The organism is Chryseobacterium candidae (assembly GCF_004916905.1).
GTDB lineage: Bacteria > Bacteroidota > Bacteroidia > Flavobacteriales > Weeksellaceae > Chryseobacterium > Chryseobacterium candidae.
The window spans coordinates 68,414-85,253 of record NZ_SDLV01000023.1 but is presented as its reverse complement, the minus strand read 5'-3'; the positions used below and the strand labels follow the sequence as shown (position 1 = coordinate 85,253).

Here is a 16,840-nt window from a genome sequence, read left to right as displayed (position 1 = left end):
TACACTACAAACTATACCCATTCTTCTTAGCCAGTTCAAGAATAGAACTCTCAATGGCTTTTCCCAAATCGTCAGAATCATCAGTACCCCGTTTTTTCATTTCGGAGTCAATGTACATCTGACGTTTTCTGGAAAGTTCCTCAATTTCCTTTTGAATTTTGTCCCGAGCTGCTGATTTTATAGCAATTGTCTTTTGAATTTCTTCCTTGCTTTTTCCTTTCAATTCTGCAGGAAGTTCACTTTCTTTTACATTGGCGATAAATCCTGCATCTTTTTCAGCTTTATCCACAAGATCCCAGTGATCATTTTTATAAGCATTCTTTTTAGATTTGGCAACCGCTCTTTCCACTAAGTTGGATGCCGATTGGGCTTCTGCATTTTTATCCTGTGTGATCTGCTTAAGCCTGTATTCTGAGCCATGATTTCCGTAATAGATATACGTATCATTCAACTTTGCATTGCATTCAGAAATTCTGATGTCATAAGGTGTTTCAATATAGAGTACTTTTCTGTCGCTATCAATATTGAAATACTTTCCACCTCCTAATAAAGCTCCGTTTTGCCAGAAAGTCTGGATTCCTTCTTCCCGGCTTCCACAGAAAATGGTATTGGTGTAAATATTTTTACCTTTTGATTTTGAAACAACCTCTTTATAATTTATTTTTCCCTGATCAAATGATTCGTTACCAGCAATATAAATCAGTTTCATGCTTTTTTCATTGCTGTCCCAGTTCAGATTGGCTGAAGCGTCACGAATCACAGCGCCACAGTATTCACTGCCGCCATTGGTTCTTAATGCAAATAATTTTTCAGAAACCAGATCAAGATCCTGAGTGAGAGGAGTAACCTGACGGATGTAATTTTCATCACGGATTCCGTCATTACCGTATTCATACAGTGCAATTTCTATCTCGGGAGCTTTTCCGTTGTATCTAAGAGTAGTCAGCGTATTTACGATATTCCATAATCTGGATTTTGCCTGATCAATCAGTCCGTCCATACTATTGGAAGTATCCAGAAGAAGAGCAACCTGAATTTTGTTTTCTTTTGTGATGGAGTTTACGGGAATCAGTACGTTATTTTGAACCTGAAAATTATGATTTTCATTACTTTTTGCATAACGGTTATCAGGAAGATTTCCGGAGCTTAATAAAGCCGTACCTGCTGCAAGTGCTAAGATTTTTAAAGTTGTCATATTGTTATTTTTTTATAAGTTATAATTAGGAAATAGCGTTTCGTCGTTTATTATTTTGAATTTCTAAAGTAAAATTATCCCTATTTAAGATTTGGAATTACGAGACTTGGTGAATGAGTAGTTTGACTTGGTGAACCTGGCAACAAGCAAAAAATAAAGACAGCTCAGGAGGAACTGTCTTTTCAAATCTGTTATTTTTAAAGGATCTCGTATTTTGTTTTAATGCTGTATTTCAGCTTGATGTTTTCAATATTATCAAATGAAAAATCTATCGGAGAATCCGCCATTTCCAACTGAATATTGCTTGCTCTTCCTTTGTAAGCTACTGGCATAATCATATCGCTGGTGTAATCTTCTATTTCTACAATTTCAAGAGCGTTTCCTGTTTTTTTACCCATGCTTTCCAATAAGTAGTCAGCTTTTTCTTTGGCTGCCTTTAGAGCATTGATCTTAACGGCTTTTCTGAAATCCGCAATTTTGGTATTCTTTACCTCTGCAATGTTCAGGCTGCTTACCCACTTTTGGTTCAGATCTTCAAAGATCTTGCTAAGGCTTGATTTTGTGCCGGCTTTGAACTGATAATTTTTGGAAAACCTGGCTGTTTTAGAATAGATATTCTGGTACATGGCTTTGAACTTGATATCCTCGTTCTTTACTCCTGCGTTTTTTAAAATATCAAATAGCTTCTTTTCATTATCTGCCAGATCGTTTTTATTATCAGCTTTGATCCCTATGCTGAAGATAATTTCATCCGGTTCTACTTCCATTTCGGCAACGCCTGTTACTTCAATGACGTTTTTCTTTACTTCCTGAGCATTTACAAAGCTTCCAAGGGTTAAAATTCCGATTAATAAAAAATGTTTCAATTTCATAATTTCCTGTTTTTAAATTTTTAATTCTGATGTAAAATTACTCAGATCAGAAACCTGAATCCGGGAGACTTGGTGAAATGGAGCTTTCACTTGGTGAATAATTTTTGAGTGCACTATATATATGTATATCTTTGTTTTATGAAAATGCTTACACTTTTTACTTTCTTTTTACTGATGCTTTGGGGAAATACAATATCTTCCCAAACCACCAATAACAGTAGTACCGCTGTAGAAGAAGTGCAGGTAGAAACGAAGAAGCTGAAAAAAGCAATGGACAGTAAAAACGAACCTGCCCAGGCAGATTCTTATTATAATATCGGGGAAACATTTTTCAATGGCGGAAACTTTCCGAAAAGTGAAGAGTATTATACAAAAGCCAAAAAACTGTATGAAAAACTCAATGACAAACCCAATATTGAAAAAGCTACCCGGAGATTAGCCCAGTCACAGGAAAAACAGAATAAAATAACGCCTGCCATCAGCAATTACAGCATGGCTGCACAGATGAGTTACAGCGAAAAAAGTAAAGCTGTCAATTCTAATGATGTGGCAAGGCTTTCTTCTCCTACACCGGAGCTTAAAGCAGAGGCTATTCAGAATAATATCAATCTTACTAAAAAAGAAAATGAGCAAGGTGATCTTGCAGAAAGCTACAGTCAGCTGGCAGATATTAATCTCAGACAGAAAGATGTCTCCAGTGCTGAAGAAAACCTGAATACCGCCTATCAAATTTCTAAAAAAGAAGCCCCTCAACAGGCATTGGCTATCAATCAGAAACTGGCTGATCTCTATGTTGAGAACAAAAACTTTGAGAAAGCTATTGAAGCTAAAAAGAAAGTACTGAAGGAAGATTTTGTAAAAGAAAATTCACAGGAAAAGGTCAATCAGATTCAGGAGCTGGCAGATATTTATATTAAAAAGAATGATCCTAAAGAAGCGGTGGACCTGTTGAAAAATGCCTACGGAATTGCTTTAGACAAAGGTCATACACTGGAAGCGCAGAAAAGTGTAAAAAAACTGGACAGCCTTTATGCGATTTCAGGAAATGTAGATGCATCAGTTCAGCTGTACAGAGATTTTTTGGGAAAACTTCCGAATCTTGTTTCAAAAGACAGAAGTCTGGTAGATAATAAAATTCTGGAAGATACGGAACAGCGAATTTCACAGCTGGAAAAAGAAAAAGAGCTTAAAGACGAGCTTATCAGAAAGAAAAATCTCTTTAATTATGGTCTGATTGGAGCTTTAATTCTTTTAACCGGATTGATTGTTTTTATTTTCAGAACGCTTAAAAAAGTTCAGATCAAAAATAAGAAAATTGCCTTGCAATCTTTGCGTAGAGAAATGAATCCGCATTTTATCTTTAACAGTTTAAATAGTGTCAATCACTTCATCGCAACCAACAATGAACTGGAAGCGAATCAGTATCTTACAAAATTTTCCAAACTGATGCGCGGTGTAATGGAAAACTCTACTGAAGATTTTATTCCTTTTCAGCAGGAGCTGGATCTTCTTCAGAACTATCTTGCTTTGGAAAAAACACGGTTTGCAGATAAATTCGATTACGAAATTGAAGTAGATGAAAGCCTGAATATGCAAAATCTCCAGGTTCCGGGAATGCTTATACAGCCGTTTCTGGAAAATGCGGTTTGGCACGGACTCCGCTACAGAGCAGATAAAGGATTTTTAAAATTGAGTTTTGAGAAAAAAGAATCTCATCTGAAGATCCTTATTGAAGACAACGGAATAGGAATCAAAGAAAGTAAAAGGCAGAAAACACAGCACCAAAAAACGAGAGAAGGCAGAGGAATGAAAAATACACTGGAAAGAGTTCAGCTGTTGAATGATCTGTATAAAAAAGATATTAGATGCTCCGTAAAGGATAAGGAAAATAACAGTGGAGTGTTGGTGACCATTCAAATCAATCTGAGCTAAGTTAAACTCAGATTGATTTTTATATTCTATTGACTCTGTTTTTTCTTCAAATTTGATAGGGCATTAAGTTGTATCAAAGTCCTGTAAATACTTGAAAATTTTGTATTTCTAATACCTCTTAACTTATATCTGCTACCCGCCGCCTGAAAAACCTTGTAACCATTTTGAAACAGAAATTGTCTAAATAGACAAAAACGTAATCCAAAATGAATACCAACAGAAAAACAGCCAGACTCGCGGGATTTCTTTACCTTATTGTTGTACTAACCGGACTTTTCAGTTTAATGTATGTTCCGTCTAAACTGATCGTCTGGGAAAATCCTGCATTGACCTTTCAAAATATTTCTTCCTCAGTACAATTGTTCAGATTGAGTATTGCCAGTAGTATAATCTGTTATATCGCTTTTACTTTACTCCCTTTAGTGCTCTATCAACTGTTGAAAGAGGTAGGTAGAACTTATGCAAAACTGATGGTTATTCTCGCCCTTATCAGTGTACCCATTTCCTTTATCAATCTCCAAAGCAAATTTTCAGTACTCACCATAATTGAAGGTGCTGATTATTTGAAAGTGTTTGATGTAAAACAGCTGCAAGCCCAGATGATGTTCTTGTTGAGCAATTATAACAAAGGGCTTTTAATAGCACAGGTCTTTTGGGGATTATGGCTTTTTCCTTTTGGATATTTGGCCTATAAATCTGGATTTTTACCTAAAATCTTGGGAATTTTCTTAATGATTGGTTGTTTTGGGTATCTGCTCAACGTCTTTGGAAGAACTGTTGTTTCCCATTTTTCATATTATGCAATATCAAATTATATCACATTACCAGCAACGATAGGAGAGATAGGAACCTGTTTGTGGCTGCTGCTGGGAGTACAAAATAAAAAAGTAAATCAAGATCAAAATTAAAATATAACCCATGAACAATTCTACAAAATTTGAAGATATTAAAGTCAATATAAAGATCATATTGGCAGGTCTTTGGACTTCGGTTACTTTGTGCTATCTGTACGGAGATTATTTTGAATTGTATACTCCGGGAAAGGCACGTGGCCTTTTGGAAGGAACCAATTTGTTAGATTCGCCTCCGAAATTATTCCTTGCTTCCGTTGTTTTGGCTATTCCCGCAGTAATGGTATTTCTTTCTTTGATACTAACACCGGCAGTGAACAGAATGCTCAACATCATCTTTGGTACATTTTTTACTTTGATTATGTTGTTTATTGGTATTATTTCCTTTTCAGATTGGTATTTGTTTTATGTTTTTCTTGCAATGGTAGAGTGTATGATCACTATATTGATTGTAAAATATGCCTGGAGCTGGAAGAAAGTATAACCTTTATGTGTACATAGGTTGGGTAAGATTGTAAGGTTGAGTAAATATCACTAATTTGCATCTGCAACCTATTATCAGCCACCTAAAATCTGTTCAAATGAAAATAAAAGCAGTCATTGTAGATGATGAACTCATAGCAAGGGAAGTTTTACGAAGCTATCTTACCAAATACTGTCCGCAGGTAGAAATTTTGGGTGAAGCTGAAAATATCAAAGAAGCTGTTCCGTTAATTGCTGAAAAACAGCCACAGCTGGTCTTTCTGGATGTAGAAATGCCTTTTGGAAATGCCTTTGATGTTCTGGAAGCCACCAGAGATTTCTCCTACGAAACCATTTTCATTACCGCATTTTCACAATATTCTTTACAGGCTTTAAATAAATCGGCAAGCTATTATATTTTAAAACCCATTGATATTCAGGAACTGATTCTGGCCGTCAATAAAGTGGCGGAGAGCCTTGAGAAAAAAGATGAGCTCAACCGGAATAAGATTCTTCTTGAAAACCTGAAATTAAAACCTGAAAAGCAGCAGTTGATTTTACCAACTTTACAAGGATTTGATGTTGTAAAGACCGAAGATATTGTCAGGCTTCAGGCGGATGGAAATTTTACTCAGGTATATCTTACAGACGGCTCGAAGAAGATGGTATGCCGTTTTCTGAAACACTTTGATGACCTTTTGGAAAATCCGTTTGTAAGGGTTCACCGTTCTCATATTATCAATACAGGTTTCGTAAAATCCTATCATAAAAGCGGAACGGTTATGTTGTCTGATGATACGGAAATTGAGGTTTCAGGAAGCTTTAAAGATAATTTCCTAAAGGTATTTTCATAGAATTTATTGTACCTTTAACAGACTTAAGGCATTATTTTTGACGTTTTTATAACAACCACACAAAATATTTCTGTCATGAAAACTATTCATAAAATTATACTTCCCGTTTCATTAGGAGCATTGGGGCTTATCGTTTTCAATTCCTATTCTGTAAGAATTCCAAGAAGAGCAGCTGCAGTAAAGAATTTTGATCTTAAAAAATACCTTGGCAGATGGTATGAAATAGCACGTTTTGATTACAGGTTCGAAAAAAATATGGATAATGTTACCGCAGAGTACACGGAGAATCCGGATGGAACAGTACAGGTAAAAAATAAAGGTTACGATTATAGTAAAAAAGTATGGAATGAATCCATCGGAGAAGCAAAATTTGTAAAAGACCCTACAGAAGCCCGCCTCAAAGTTTCATTTTTTAAACCGATATGGGCTGGTTATAATGTGATAGATATTGATGAAGACTATCAGTATGCGCTGGTAGCAGGAAGCAGCTTAAAATATTTATGGATACTTTCCCGTACCACCAGCATTCCGGAAAGTATCCGCCAGCGTTTCATTCAGAAAGCAAAAAAAATCGGCTATAATACCGATGAACTGATCTGGGTGAAGCATAACCAATAAAAAAACGAAGAAAACAGATGAGGTTCATCAACTAATTTGCTCTCTGTTTTCTTCATTCTAAGTTTTTAGCTGTTTATATATTCCTTCCATTCCTCAAAACGATGATCAATAACCTGTTTCATCAGATCATAGTTTTCGTAGGTATCCTCTATGTGATAGAATGTTTCGTATTCATAGTTGCTTTCCTCTGCTTTGGCATCAAAAATATTCACGTAATCATCAGCAAATGAACTGTATCTGTTTCCAAAATCGGTATCATCAGCATAATAATCTTTTGCAAAAAGATTCCCCAGTTCATTCAGATCATATTCGGAAAATTTTCCATCGCAGGAATCCATAACAAATTCTGCACCGGTAATTTCTCTTCGTTTTACCTTTTCTATTTCTTCTGCAGCATCTTCTTTAAGTTCATCGGAGATCAGATTGTTATGAATACACCAGTTCAGGAACATTCCTGTATGTGTAGCCCCGTTTTTTTGAGGAAGTCCTTCCGGAAAATCACCGCCATAATGCCATGAAGCATCATCATATTTAGACATAATTCTTCTTGTAGTTTTAGATAATTTCGTCAAAAATAGAAAAAATCAATTTATATTGCCGCTGCCACAGAATTTTCCGTCATTTGCATAGAATTTTTTTCAACAAAAAAACATATGGAAAAAGCTGTTCTGATTACTATCGGGGATGAAATTCTTTCCGGAAATACGGTAGATACCAATTCTAATTTTATTGCAACTGAACTTAAAAATATTGGAATAAAAGTTATTCAGATTCTTACGATCTCAGATGAAATTGAAACCATTAAAAATGCATTGAATGTTGCTTTTGAAGCAGGTGATTTAGTCATTACAACGGGTGGACTTGGCCCAACCAGAGATGATAAAACCAAAAAAGCCCTCGCAGAATATTTCAACGATCAAATAGCTCTGGATGAGGTAACCTTCAACCACCTGAAAGGTTATATGGAAAGACGAGGAAGAGCAGATATTCTCGAAAGAAACAGAGAACAGGCTTTTGTTCCTACCAAATCCATTGTTTTTCAAAACCATTACGGAACTGCTCCATGCATGATGATGGAAAAGGACGGAAAATTGTGCTACAGCCTTCCGGGTGTTCCTTACGAGGTGAAACCACTTATTAAAGATCAGATTATCCCTTATTTACAGCAAAGATTCAGCCTTCGCTATATCTATACCAGAATTGTTTCTGTGGTAGGGATTCCTGAAAGTATTCTTGCAGACAAAATTGAAGACTGGGAACTGGCACTTCCGGAAAATATTGCACTGTCTTATCTTCCGGTAGGAACACGTGTAAAACTTCGTCTGACAGCTTCCGGAGAAAATGAAGAAGATCTGAAACAGAGAACGGAAGAAGAAATCCAGAAATTGCTTCCTCTGGTAGAAGGTCATGTGATTGCAGTATATGAAGATAAAATTGAAAATATTCTGGCAGAAATGCTTACCGAAAGAAAGCTGACGATTTCAACCGCAGAAAGTTGTACCGGAGGTGAACTGGCAAAAATGATCACTTCAGTTTCCGGAAGTTCAAAATATTTTCTGGGCGGAATGGTAGCGTATGCCACAGAGAAAAAGATTAAAATTCTGAATGTTTCCAGAGAAACCGTTGATGAATTCACTGTGGTGAGCGAACAGGTGGCGCAGGAAATGGCCAGAGGCTGCCAGGAATTGTTTGAAACTCATATTTCCCTTTCTACAACAGGTGTTGCAGGACCGGGAAAAGGAGAAGACGGTAAAGATGTGGGAACGGTTTACTATACGATCAGAATCAATGATCAGGAAGTAACCTCAAAATTGTACATGCCTCATCTGGAAAGAGCAGACTTTATGCATTTTGTATCTCAAAAGGTGATTCAGGATTTGGTAAGTCTTCTTGTAAACAGTTAGATAGGCTATATCTTTTTAATTTTTTTTTAATTAATTTTTATGCAGTTTTTCACGCTTTTTGAAAGCCCTACAATAAATTTCAAAAATCGTGGAAAATTCCAAACAGATTTTTCAGACCAGCAGCAAAAAACGATGGAAAAGTGTACAGTGGGGAAGCCGTGTTTTTATCTTTATAGGAATACTGCTTCTTCTTGCTTTAGGTCTGATGATGACTCTGGACAGAAGTCCTAAAATACCTTTTAAAGAAGATTATAAAGCGGTAATTACAGCCAACAAACCTTATCTTCAGGAGAATAAAATTTCCAAAGAATATAAAGGTTTCAGAAGTTTTATTTCTGAAAAAACAATTCATACCAGTCTCGACAAAATTGAGAAGGCAAGAGCCGAAAGATACAAGAATCAGAACCGAAACTGGACCCAGTTTCCGGGAGGAATCCGTTCTGCATTTTATGTGGCCTGGGACCCTCAGTCGCTGATGTCTCTGAAAAGAAATATCAGACACGTGAATCTTGTTTTCCCTGAATGGTTTTTCCTTGATCCCAAAACAGGTGACCTTAAAACCAATGTGGATCCGGAAGGCTACAAAGTGATCAAAAGAACGGGTGTTGCTGCTATGCCAATGCTAAGTAACAACTCAGACAGAGAATTCCGTTCAGAAGGATTGGTGAAAGTTCTTAATGATCCTCAGAAAAGAACCCATCTGATTCAAAAAATTACCCGGCAATGTCAAAAATATCATTTCAAAGGAATTAATATTGACTTTGAAGATATGAACCTGAATTCTGATGACAATCTGATTGCCTTTATGAAAGAGCTATCAGAAACCTTCAAAAAGAATCAGCTGCTGGTGACCATGGATATCATGACGGATAATGACGATTACAATATCCCAAGACTGAATCCTTATGTAGACTACTTTGTGCTGATGGCTTATGATGAATATTCTGCCGGAAGTGATGCCGGTCCGGTTTCTTCCCAAAAATGGATTGAAGAACAGACCGGGAAAATCGTCAAACAGGTTTCTCCGCAAAAAATCATTTTGGGCTTGGGAGCATACGGTTACGACTGGAGTTCCAATAAGGATGATAATACCTCTGTCACGTACATGCAGGCAATCACAAAAGCCAGTGCCAGTAAAGCCGTCATTGATTTTAATGACAATACGTTTAATCTAAATTATTCCTATACAGATTCTAAAAATCTTACCCATACCGTATTTTTCAATGATGCGGCTTCTATCTTCAATACCATGCGTTTCTCCTCAGAATATCCTTTGGCAGGAACAGCACTCTGGAGGTTGGGAAGTGAAGACAGCAGAGTCTGGAATTTCTATGATAAAGACCTTACGTTCGCTGGCCTTTCCAGGCTGAATTTAAAAACACTTGAAAATGTAAAAGGGCAGACCATGGTGGATTACATCGGAGACGGAGAAGTATTAGACGTTCTGAATACGCCTCATGACGGAAAAATTGCACTGGAAATTGATCCTAAAGAGAAAATTATCACAGACGAGAATTATATTACCTATCCAAGTTCTTATGAAGTAAAAAAATATGGAAGCGCTCCTCAGAAAGAGCTTGTCCTCACTTTTGATGACGGTCCGGATGAAACCTATACGCCGCAGGTTTTGGATGTATTGTCCAAATATCATGTTCCGGCAGCCTTCTTTCTGGTAGGATTGAATGCCGAAAAAAACCTTCCGCTTGTGAAAAGGATTTACCGCGAAGGACATGAGATAGGCAATCACACATTTACCCACGAGAATGTAGCAAAAGTAAGCCCGGAAAGGGCTTTGCTGGAAATGAAACTGACAAGACTGCTGATTGAATGTATCACAGGCCATAGTACAATTCTCTTCAGAGCGCCATATAATGCAGACTCTGAACCTACCACCTCGGAAGAGATTATTCCGGTAGCATTGGCCAGACAGCAAAACTATCTTGATATCGGGGAAAATATAGACCCTGAAGACTGGCAGCCAGGGATAAAAGCAGATGAAATTGTAAAACGTGTAATGGCTGGAATCAAGCAGCAGAGAGGAAATATCATTCTTCTTCACGATGCAGGAGGAGATACCAGAGAAGAAACGGTAAAAGCTTTAAAGATTCTGATTCCGACACTTCAGAAACAAGGCTATCATTTTACCAATCTAACGAATATTCTGCACAAAAGCAGAAACGAGTTGATGCCTGAAGTTCCTAAAACGAGATCATATTACATCATGCAGCTGAACCTTGTTTTGGCTACCGTTATCTATGGAGTAAGTCATTTTCTCGTGGCATTATTTACTATTTTCATTCTATTAGGATTAATCAGATTATTGCTGATGGCATACTGGGCTTTTAAAGAAAGAAGCAAAGAAAAAAAACTGGGTGAGTTTCCGGTTCTGAAATCTTATCCGAAGGTTTCCATCATAGTTCCTGCTTATAATGAAGAAGTGAATATTGTGTCTTCCCTGCAGAATTTGCTGAAACAGACTTACCCTAATTTTAATATCATTATGGTAGATGACGGAAGTAAGGATTCTACTTATGAAAAAGCAAAAACTGCATTTCCTGAACATCCGAAGCTGAAAATTTTTACTAAAAGAAACGGTGGAAAAGCAACCGCTTTAAATTTCGGAATAGCACAGACGGATGCTGAATATGTAGTATGTATTGATGCTGATACCAAATTACAGCAGGATGCAGTGAAATATCTTATTGCAAGATTTTTAAATTCAGATCCGGAAGAAAAAATAGCAGCGGTAGCAGGAAATGTGAAAGTAGGAAACAGAGTCAACTGGCTTACCAGATGGCAGGCTATAGAATATACAACAAGTCAGAATTTTGACAGGCTGGCATATGCTCACATCAATGCGATTACCGTTATTCCGGGAGCTATCGGAGCATTTAAAAGATCCGTGATCATTGAAGCAGGAGGCTATTCATCCGATACCTTGGCAGAAGATTGTGATATTACCGTAAAAATATTAAAAGCAGGATATACGGTTGCTAATGAAAACAGAGCCGTTGCTGTCACAGAAGCTCCGGAAACCGTGAAACAGTTTTTAAAACAACGTTTCCGATGGACCTACGGAATCATGCAGATGTTCTGGAAACAGAGACAGACTTTCCTTAACCCTAAATATAAAGGATTGGGACTTTGGGCAATGCCGAATATTTTATTATTCCAATATATTATACCATTTTTCTCACCATTGGCAGACTTGATAATGTTCTTTGGAATTCTTTCCGGAAACGGAGACAAAATATTCACCTATTATCTGATCTTCCTTTTGGTGGATGCTTCACTAGCTTTAATTGCATTCATCGTGCAGCGTGAAAAGCTGATTAATCTGCTGTATATTATTCCACAGAGATTCGGGTATAGATGGCTGATGTATATTGTATTGTTTAAAAGTTTAAGAAAAGCACTGAAAGGCGAAGTGCAGTCCTGGGGATTTCTGAAAAGAACCGGAAATGTAAAAGAGATAACAACTTCATGATAACTAATAAAGGCTGGAAGCAGGAAGAATGAGGCTGGATATTATTATTCAGGAAGCTGAAGTTTGTGTTATGACTTTCATAACTTCCAGCTTCCTGCTCCCAACTTCCCATTTAGGATGCTTTCATGTTATTTGTTTAAATTTTTTTCGTTGAAAAGTAACAAATCCGAAATAAATTATACCTATTCTAAAAATTGTTATCATAATGAAAAAAATAACGCTTTCTTTGTTTTTAATAGCAGGGATCTGTACTCAGACTACGATGAGCGCACAAGCTAAAGCTGCTAAAGTAGCAGTGAATAACACAGATAAAGGCTTAGACCTTAGCTTGATGGACACTTCGGTGCGTCCTCAGGATGATTTTTACAACTACGTAAGTGGAACCTGGATGAAAACAGCCAAAATTCCATCTGACAAACCAACATGGGGAAGCTTCAACAAACTGGCTGAGGATACGGATAACAATTCCATGACCATCCTGAACTCTCTTCTGAAAGATAAATTTGCTGACGGAAGTGAAGGAAAGAAAATTCAGGATCTGTATGCCACTTATATGAATATGCAGAAGAGAAATGCAGACGGCATCAAACCTATCCAGGAAAACCTGAACAAGATTGATGCTATTAAAAACATGGCCGATCTTCAGAACTACCTTACTTCTGTAACCAAAGAAGGGGAAAACGTTTTCTACGGATGGGGAGTGGATGCAGACCTTAAAGATTCTAAAATGAATGCCGTTTATCTAGGAAACGCTTCATTAGGTTTAGGAAGAGATTACTATCAGAAAGTAAACGAGAAAAATACAGAAGCAATTGCTGAATATCAGAAATATGTAGCTTCAATGCTAAAAGAATTAGGATACAAAAATGCTGATGAAGCAGCAAAAGGTATTGTTAATTATGAAAAAAGCATCGCAAATACTTACCTGACAAACGAGCAGAGCCGTGATAACACCCTTCAGTACAATCCTAAAACGATGGCTGAACTTTCTGCTTTAGTAAAAAATGTTGACCTTCCAGGTTACCTTAAAAAAGTAGGCGTAAATTCTGACAAAGTAATTATCAGTGAATTAGGATTCTATAAGAACTTTGATAAATTGGTAAACGCTCAGAATCTTCCTGTGATCAAGGATTATCTGAAATTTCACATGATCCACGGAAGTGCTTCTTACTTAAGCGAAAACTTAGGAAACATGAAGTTTGCTTTCTATGGGAAATATCTGAGAGGACAGCAGGAACAAAGAGCTCTTAACAAGAGAGGATTTGAATTGATCAACGGTACTTTGGGAGAAGCTTTCGGAAAACTATATGTTGAGAAATATTTCCCTGCTGAAGCAAAAGCTCAGATGGTGGAATTGATTGACTATTTAAAGAAAAGTTTCGCTGTTCACATCAACAACTTAGCGTGGATGTCTTCTACCACTAAGGAAAAAGCAATGCAGAAACTGAACAAGTTCACTGTAAAAGTAGCTTATCCGGACAAATGGAAAGATTATTCAAAATTAAATATCGTTTCTGAAGCTAAAGGAGGAAATCTATATCAGAACCTTCAGAACATAGGAGAATGGCAGTATAACAAAGACTTAGCTAAAATTGGGAAGCCGGTAGATAAAACAGAATGGGGAATGACGCCACAAACTGTAAATGCATATTACAATCCGGTAAACAATGAGATTGTATTCCCTGCAGCCATCCTTCAGCCGCCATTCTTTAATCCTAAAGCTGATGCTGCGGTAAACTTCGGAGGAATCGGAGCCGTTATCGGTCACGAAATGAGCCACGGATTTGATGATTCAGGTGCACAGTTCGATGCAGACGGTAACTTAGTAGACTGGTGGACTCCGGAAGATAAAGCAAACTTCGAAAAAGCAACAAAAGCTCTTGCTTCTCAGTATGACAAATACGAGCCTGTAAAAGGAACTTTTGTAAACGGTACTTTCACAAACGGTGAAAATATCGCTGACTTAGGTGGTGTAAATATCGCTTATGATGCTCTTCAAATGTATTTAAAAGACAAAGGAAACCCAGGGAAGATCAGTGGATTCACTCAGGATCAGAGATTCTTCCTAAGCTGGGCAACGGTTTGGAGAACATTATCAAGTGAGAAATATATGGTGAATCAGGTGAAAACTGACCCGCACTCTCCAGGATATTTCAGAAGCTTCGGTCCGCTTATCAACGTTGATGCCTTCTATAAAGCATTCGATGTGAAAAAAGGAGACAAATTATACAAAGCTCCGGAAGAAAGAATCAAAATCTGGTAACAATAACAACCGCTCAGCAATGGGCGGTTTTTTTTAGGTGGCAGGTGATGGGTAGTAGATGATAGGATTTTGGGATTAGGGATTAGGGATTAGGGAATCGGATGATATATATTTGTCGTAGTGGCTTCCATTATTCCCATCCTCTGGAGGGGTGTCAAAAATTCTTTGAATTTTTGACGAGGTGATAAACTCTAAACTCTAAACTTTTAATCCAAATCCTCCACCCATATATAAATATCATTCATTACATATCATTAAAGTTTGTATATTTGATAAGTTTGTGTAAAATCAAAAATTATCTTTAATGAAAAAGCTAAATATTGGGATACTTGCCCTTTCAGGTATTGTATTTCTTAACTCGTGTGGCGCAGCAAAGACTGCAGGAACTGAGAATAAAACTGAAGCTGCAGCAAAAGTAGCTGAACCGGTAAAAGAAGAAGCAAAAGAAGAGGGAATTAATTTATCGTATATGGATACCAGTGTCCGCCCGCAGGATGACTTTTTTAGCTATGTGAACGGAAACTGGGTGAAAAATACTCAGATTCCTTCCGATAAAGCCAGCTGGGGTTCTTTCAATGCGTTGAGAGAAAATGTAGATGATGCTTCATTAGATATCTTAAACAAAATTCTTACCGAATCATATCCTGCTGGGTCAGAAGGACAGAAAATCCAGAATCTGTATGCTTCTTTTATGGATACCAATAAGAGAAATGCAGAAGGTCTGGCACCTATCAAAGCTGATCTTGCCAAAGTAGATGCTATTAAAAGTCTTGGTGATCTTCAGAAATACCTTTTGGATGCTACAAAATTAGGAGACAACTCTTTCTATGGATGGAGAGTAGGTGCTGATATGAAAAATTCCAACATGAATGCGGTATATCTTGGCGGTCCGGATCTGGGATTAGGAAGAGATTACTATCAAAAAGTAAACGATGCCAATACTAAAACATTAGCAGAATATCAAACCTACGTTGGAAAGCTATTCGGGGTTTTAGGATATAAAAATTCTCCTCAGGCTGCACAGAATGTGGTAGACTTTGAAAAACAGCTCGCCAATTATTTATTGACTCTTGAGCAGAACAGAGATGCCAATTTAAGATACAATCCTAAAAATGTATCAGAATTGTCAGGGCTTGTAAAAAACGTTGACCTTGCCAAATACCTGAAAGATGCGGGCGTAAATACAGACAGAGTGATTATCGGAGAACTGAAATATTACCAGAATATGGATCAGTTCATTACGCAGAAAAACCTTCCTCTGCTGAAAGACTATCTGAAATATCACATCATCAACGGAAATGCAAGCAATCTTGATGACAGTTTAGAGCAGATCAGATTCGATTTCTATGCTAAATATTTACAGGGTCAGAAAGAACAGCGTCCAATGAACAAAAGAGGGCTTTCCCTTGTCAATGGTGTTCTTGGAGAAGCTTTCGGAAAACTGTATGTAGACAAATATTTCACTCCTGAAGCTAAAAAGCAGATGGAAACGTATATTGATTACCTTTTAAAATCATTCAAAACACATATCGCCAATATAGACTGGATGTCTCCTGAAACGAAAGTAAAAGCTCAGGAAAAACTATCCAAGTTTACGGTGAAAATTGCTTACCCTGATAAATGGAAAGATTATACCCAATTGAAAGTAGAATCTCCAAAAGAAGGGGCTACCCTTTATTCTAACCTTCAGAATGTTGCAGCATGGCAGTATCAGAGAAGTTTGGATAAAGTTGGAAAACCTGTTGACAAAACAGAATGGGGAATGTCTCCGCAAACGGTAAATGCATACTACAGCGGATCAAACAATGAAATTGTATTCCCTGCAGCTATTCTTCAGCCGCCTTTCTACAATCCTAAAGCTGATGCCGCGGTGAACTTCGGAGGAATCGGAGCCGTTATCGGTCACGAAATTTCTCACGGATTTGACGACAGCGGTTCGCGTTTCGATGGAGATGGTAACCTGAATAACTGGTGGACGGATGCAGACCGTAAAAACTTCGATGCAAAAGTAGGTCAGTTAGCCGCTCAGTACAGTGCTTACGAACCTGTAAAAGGAAGCTTCGTAAACGGTAAATTCACAAGCGGTGAAAACATTGGTGACTTAGGTGGAGTAGCGGTGGCTTATGATGCCCTTCAGATGTATTTAAAAGATAAAGGAAACCCAGGTAAGATCAGCGGATTCACTCAGGATCAGAGATTCTTTATGAGCTGGGCTACGGTCTGGAGAACTAAAGCTACCGATCAGTATATGATTAATCAGGTGAAGACCGATCCGCATTCTCCGGGAATGTTCAGAGCTTTTGGGCCATTGGTAAATCAGGACTCATTCATCAAAGCATTTGATATCAAACCGGGAGACAAAATGTATAAAGCTCCTCAGGACAGAATAAAAATCTGGTAAT

General features: G+C 37.5%; 12 protein-coding genes. 9 read left to right on the top strand and 3 right to left on the bottom strand.

The annotated features are described in order from the left end of the window. Window positions 1-4 precede the first annotated feature (4 nt). Both EK417_RS11545 and EK417_RS11540 read right to left on the bottom strand, forming a co-directional pair. A complete protein-coding gene (locus EK417_RS11545; RefSeq protein ID WP_110367748.1) occupies window positions 5-1,195 on the bottom strand; it encodes a VWA domain-containing protein in 1,191 nt (396 codons plus the stop codon). A gap of 197 nt (window positions 1,196-1,392) precedes the next feature. Further along, entirely contained in the window at window positions 1,393-2,067 is a 675-nt protein-coding gene (locus EK417_RS11540; protein WP_076596795.1) for an SIMPL domain-containing protein, read from the bottom strand. Window positions 2,068-2,205: 138 nt separating this feature from the next. On the opposite strand from EK417_RS11540, the gene EK417_RS11535 reads away from it, so the two are divergent. From EK417_RS11535 to EK417_RS11515, 5 genes are all read left to right on the top strand, one after another. Further along, the gene (locus tag EK417_RS11535; RefSeq protein WP_136522238.1) at window positions 2,206-3,999 is read left to right on the top strand and encodes a tetratricopeptide repeat-containing sensor histidine kinase; all 1,794 of its coding nucleotides are present in this window, start codon (window positions 2,206-2,208) and stop codon (window positions 3,997-3,999) included. A gap of 206 nt (window positions 4,000-4,205) precedes the next feature. Then, window positions 4,206-4,907, top strand: a complete 702-nt coding sequence (locus tag EK417_RS11530; RefSeq protein ID WP_136522237.1) for a DUF4386 domain-containing protein — start codon at window positions 4,206-4,208, stop codon at window positions 4,905-4,907. Window positions 4,908-4,917: 10 nt separating this feature from the next. Beyond that, window positions 4,918-5,334 carry a DUF6326 family protein gene (locus EK417_RS11525; protein ID WP_136522236.1) on the top strand — a complete coding sequence of 139 codons (417 nt, stop codon included), beginning with the start codon at window positions 4,918-4,920 and terminating at the stop codon, window positions 5,332-5,334. 97 nt (window positions 5,335-5,431) lie between these two features. Continuing rightward, window positions 5,432-6,166: a LytR/AlgR family response regulator transcription factor gene (locus EK417_RS11520; RefSeq protein ID WP_110367750.1), complete on the top strand. Its 735-nt coding sequence runs from the start codon at window positions 5,432-5,434 to the stop codon at window positions 6,164-6,166. Window positions 6,167-6,241: 75 nt separating this feature from the next. Then, on the top strand, window positions 6,242-6,784 hold the full coding sequence (locus EK417_RS11515) for a lipocalin family protein (protein ID WP_110367751.1): 543 nt from the start codon (window positions 6,242-6,244) through the stop codon (window positions 6,782-6,784). 65 nt (window positions 6,785-6,849) lie between these two features. Here EK417_RS11515 and EK417_RS11510 read toward each other — a convergent pair whose 3' ends face one another. Continuing rightward, entirely contained in the window at window positions 6,850-7,323 is a 474-nt protein-coding gene (locus EK417_RS11510) for a DUF7832 domain-containing protein (protein ID WP_076596799.1), read from the bottom strand. Window positions 7,324-7,437: 114 nt separating this feature from the next. On the opposite strand from EK417_RS11510, the gene EK417_RS11505 reads away from it, so the two are divergent. The 4 genes from EK417_RS11505 to EK417_RS11490 all read left to right on the top strand — a co-directional run bounded on the left by EK417_RS11505 (window position 7,438) and on the right by EK417_RS11490 (window position 16,839). Further along, window positions 7,438-8,688, top strand: a complete 1,251-nt coding sequence (locus EK417_RS11505) for a CinA family nicotinamide mononucleotide deamidase-related protein (RefSeq protein WP_136522235.1) — start codon at window positions 7,438-7,440, stop codon at window positions 8,686-8,688. Window positions 8,689-8,776: 88 nt separating this feature from the next. Further along, window positions 8,777-12,175, top strand: a complete 3,399-nt coding sequence (locus tag EK417_RS11500) for a trifunctional glycoside hydrolase family 18/polysaccharide deacetylase/glycosyltransferase family 2 protein (protein WP_136522234.1) — start codon at window positions 8,777-8,779, stop codon at window positions 12,173-12,175. Between the two features lie 205 nt (window positions 12,176-12,380). Then, a complete protein-coding gene (locus EK417_RS11495) occupies window positions 12,381-14,438 on the top strand; it encodes a M13 family metallopeptidase (RefSeq protein WP_076596802.1) in 2,058 nt (685 codons plus the stop codon). Window positions 14,439-14,742: 304 nt separating this feature from the next. Then, on the top strand, window positions 14,743-16,839 hold the full coding sequence (locus EK417_RS11490) for a M13 family metallopeptidase (protein WP_110367745.1): 2,097 nt from the start codon (window positions 14,743-14,745) through the stop codon (window positions 16,837-16,839). Window position 16,840 lies beyond the last annotated feature (1 nt).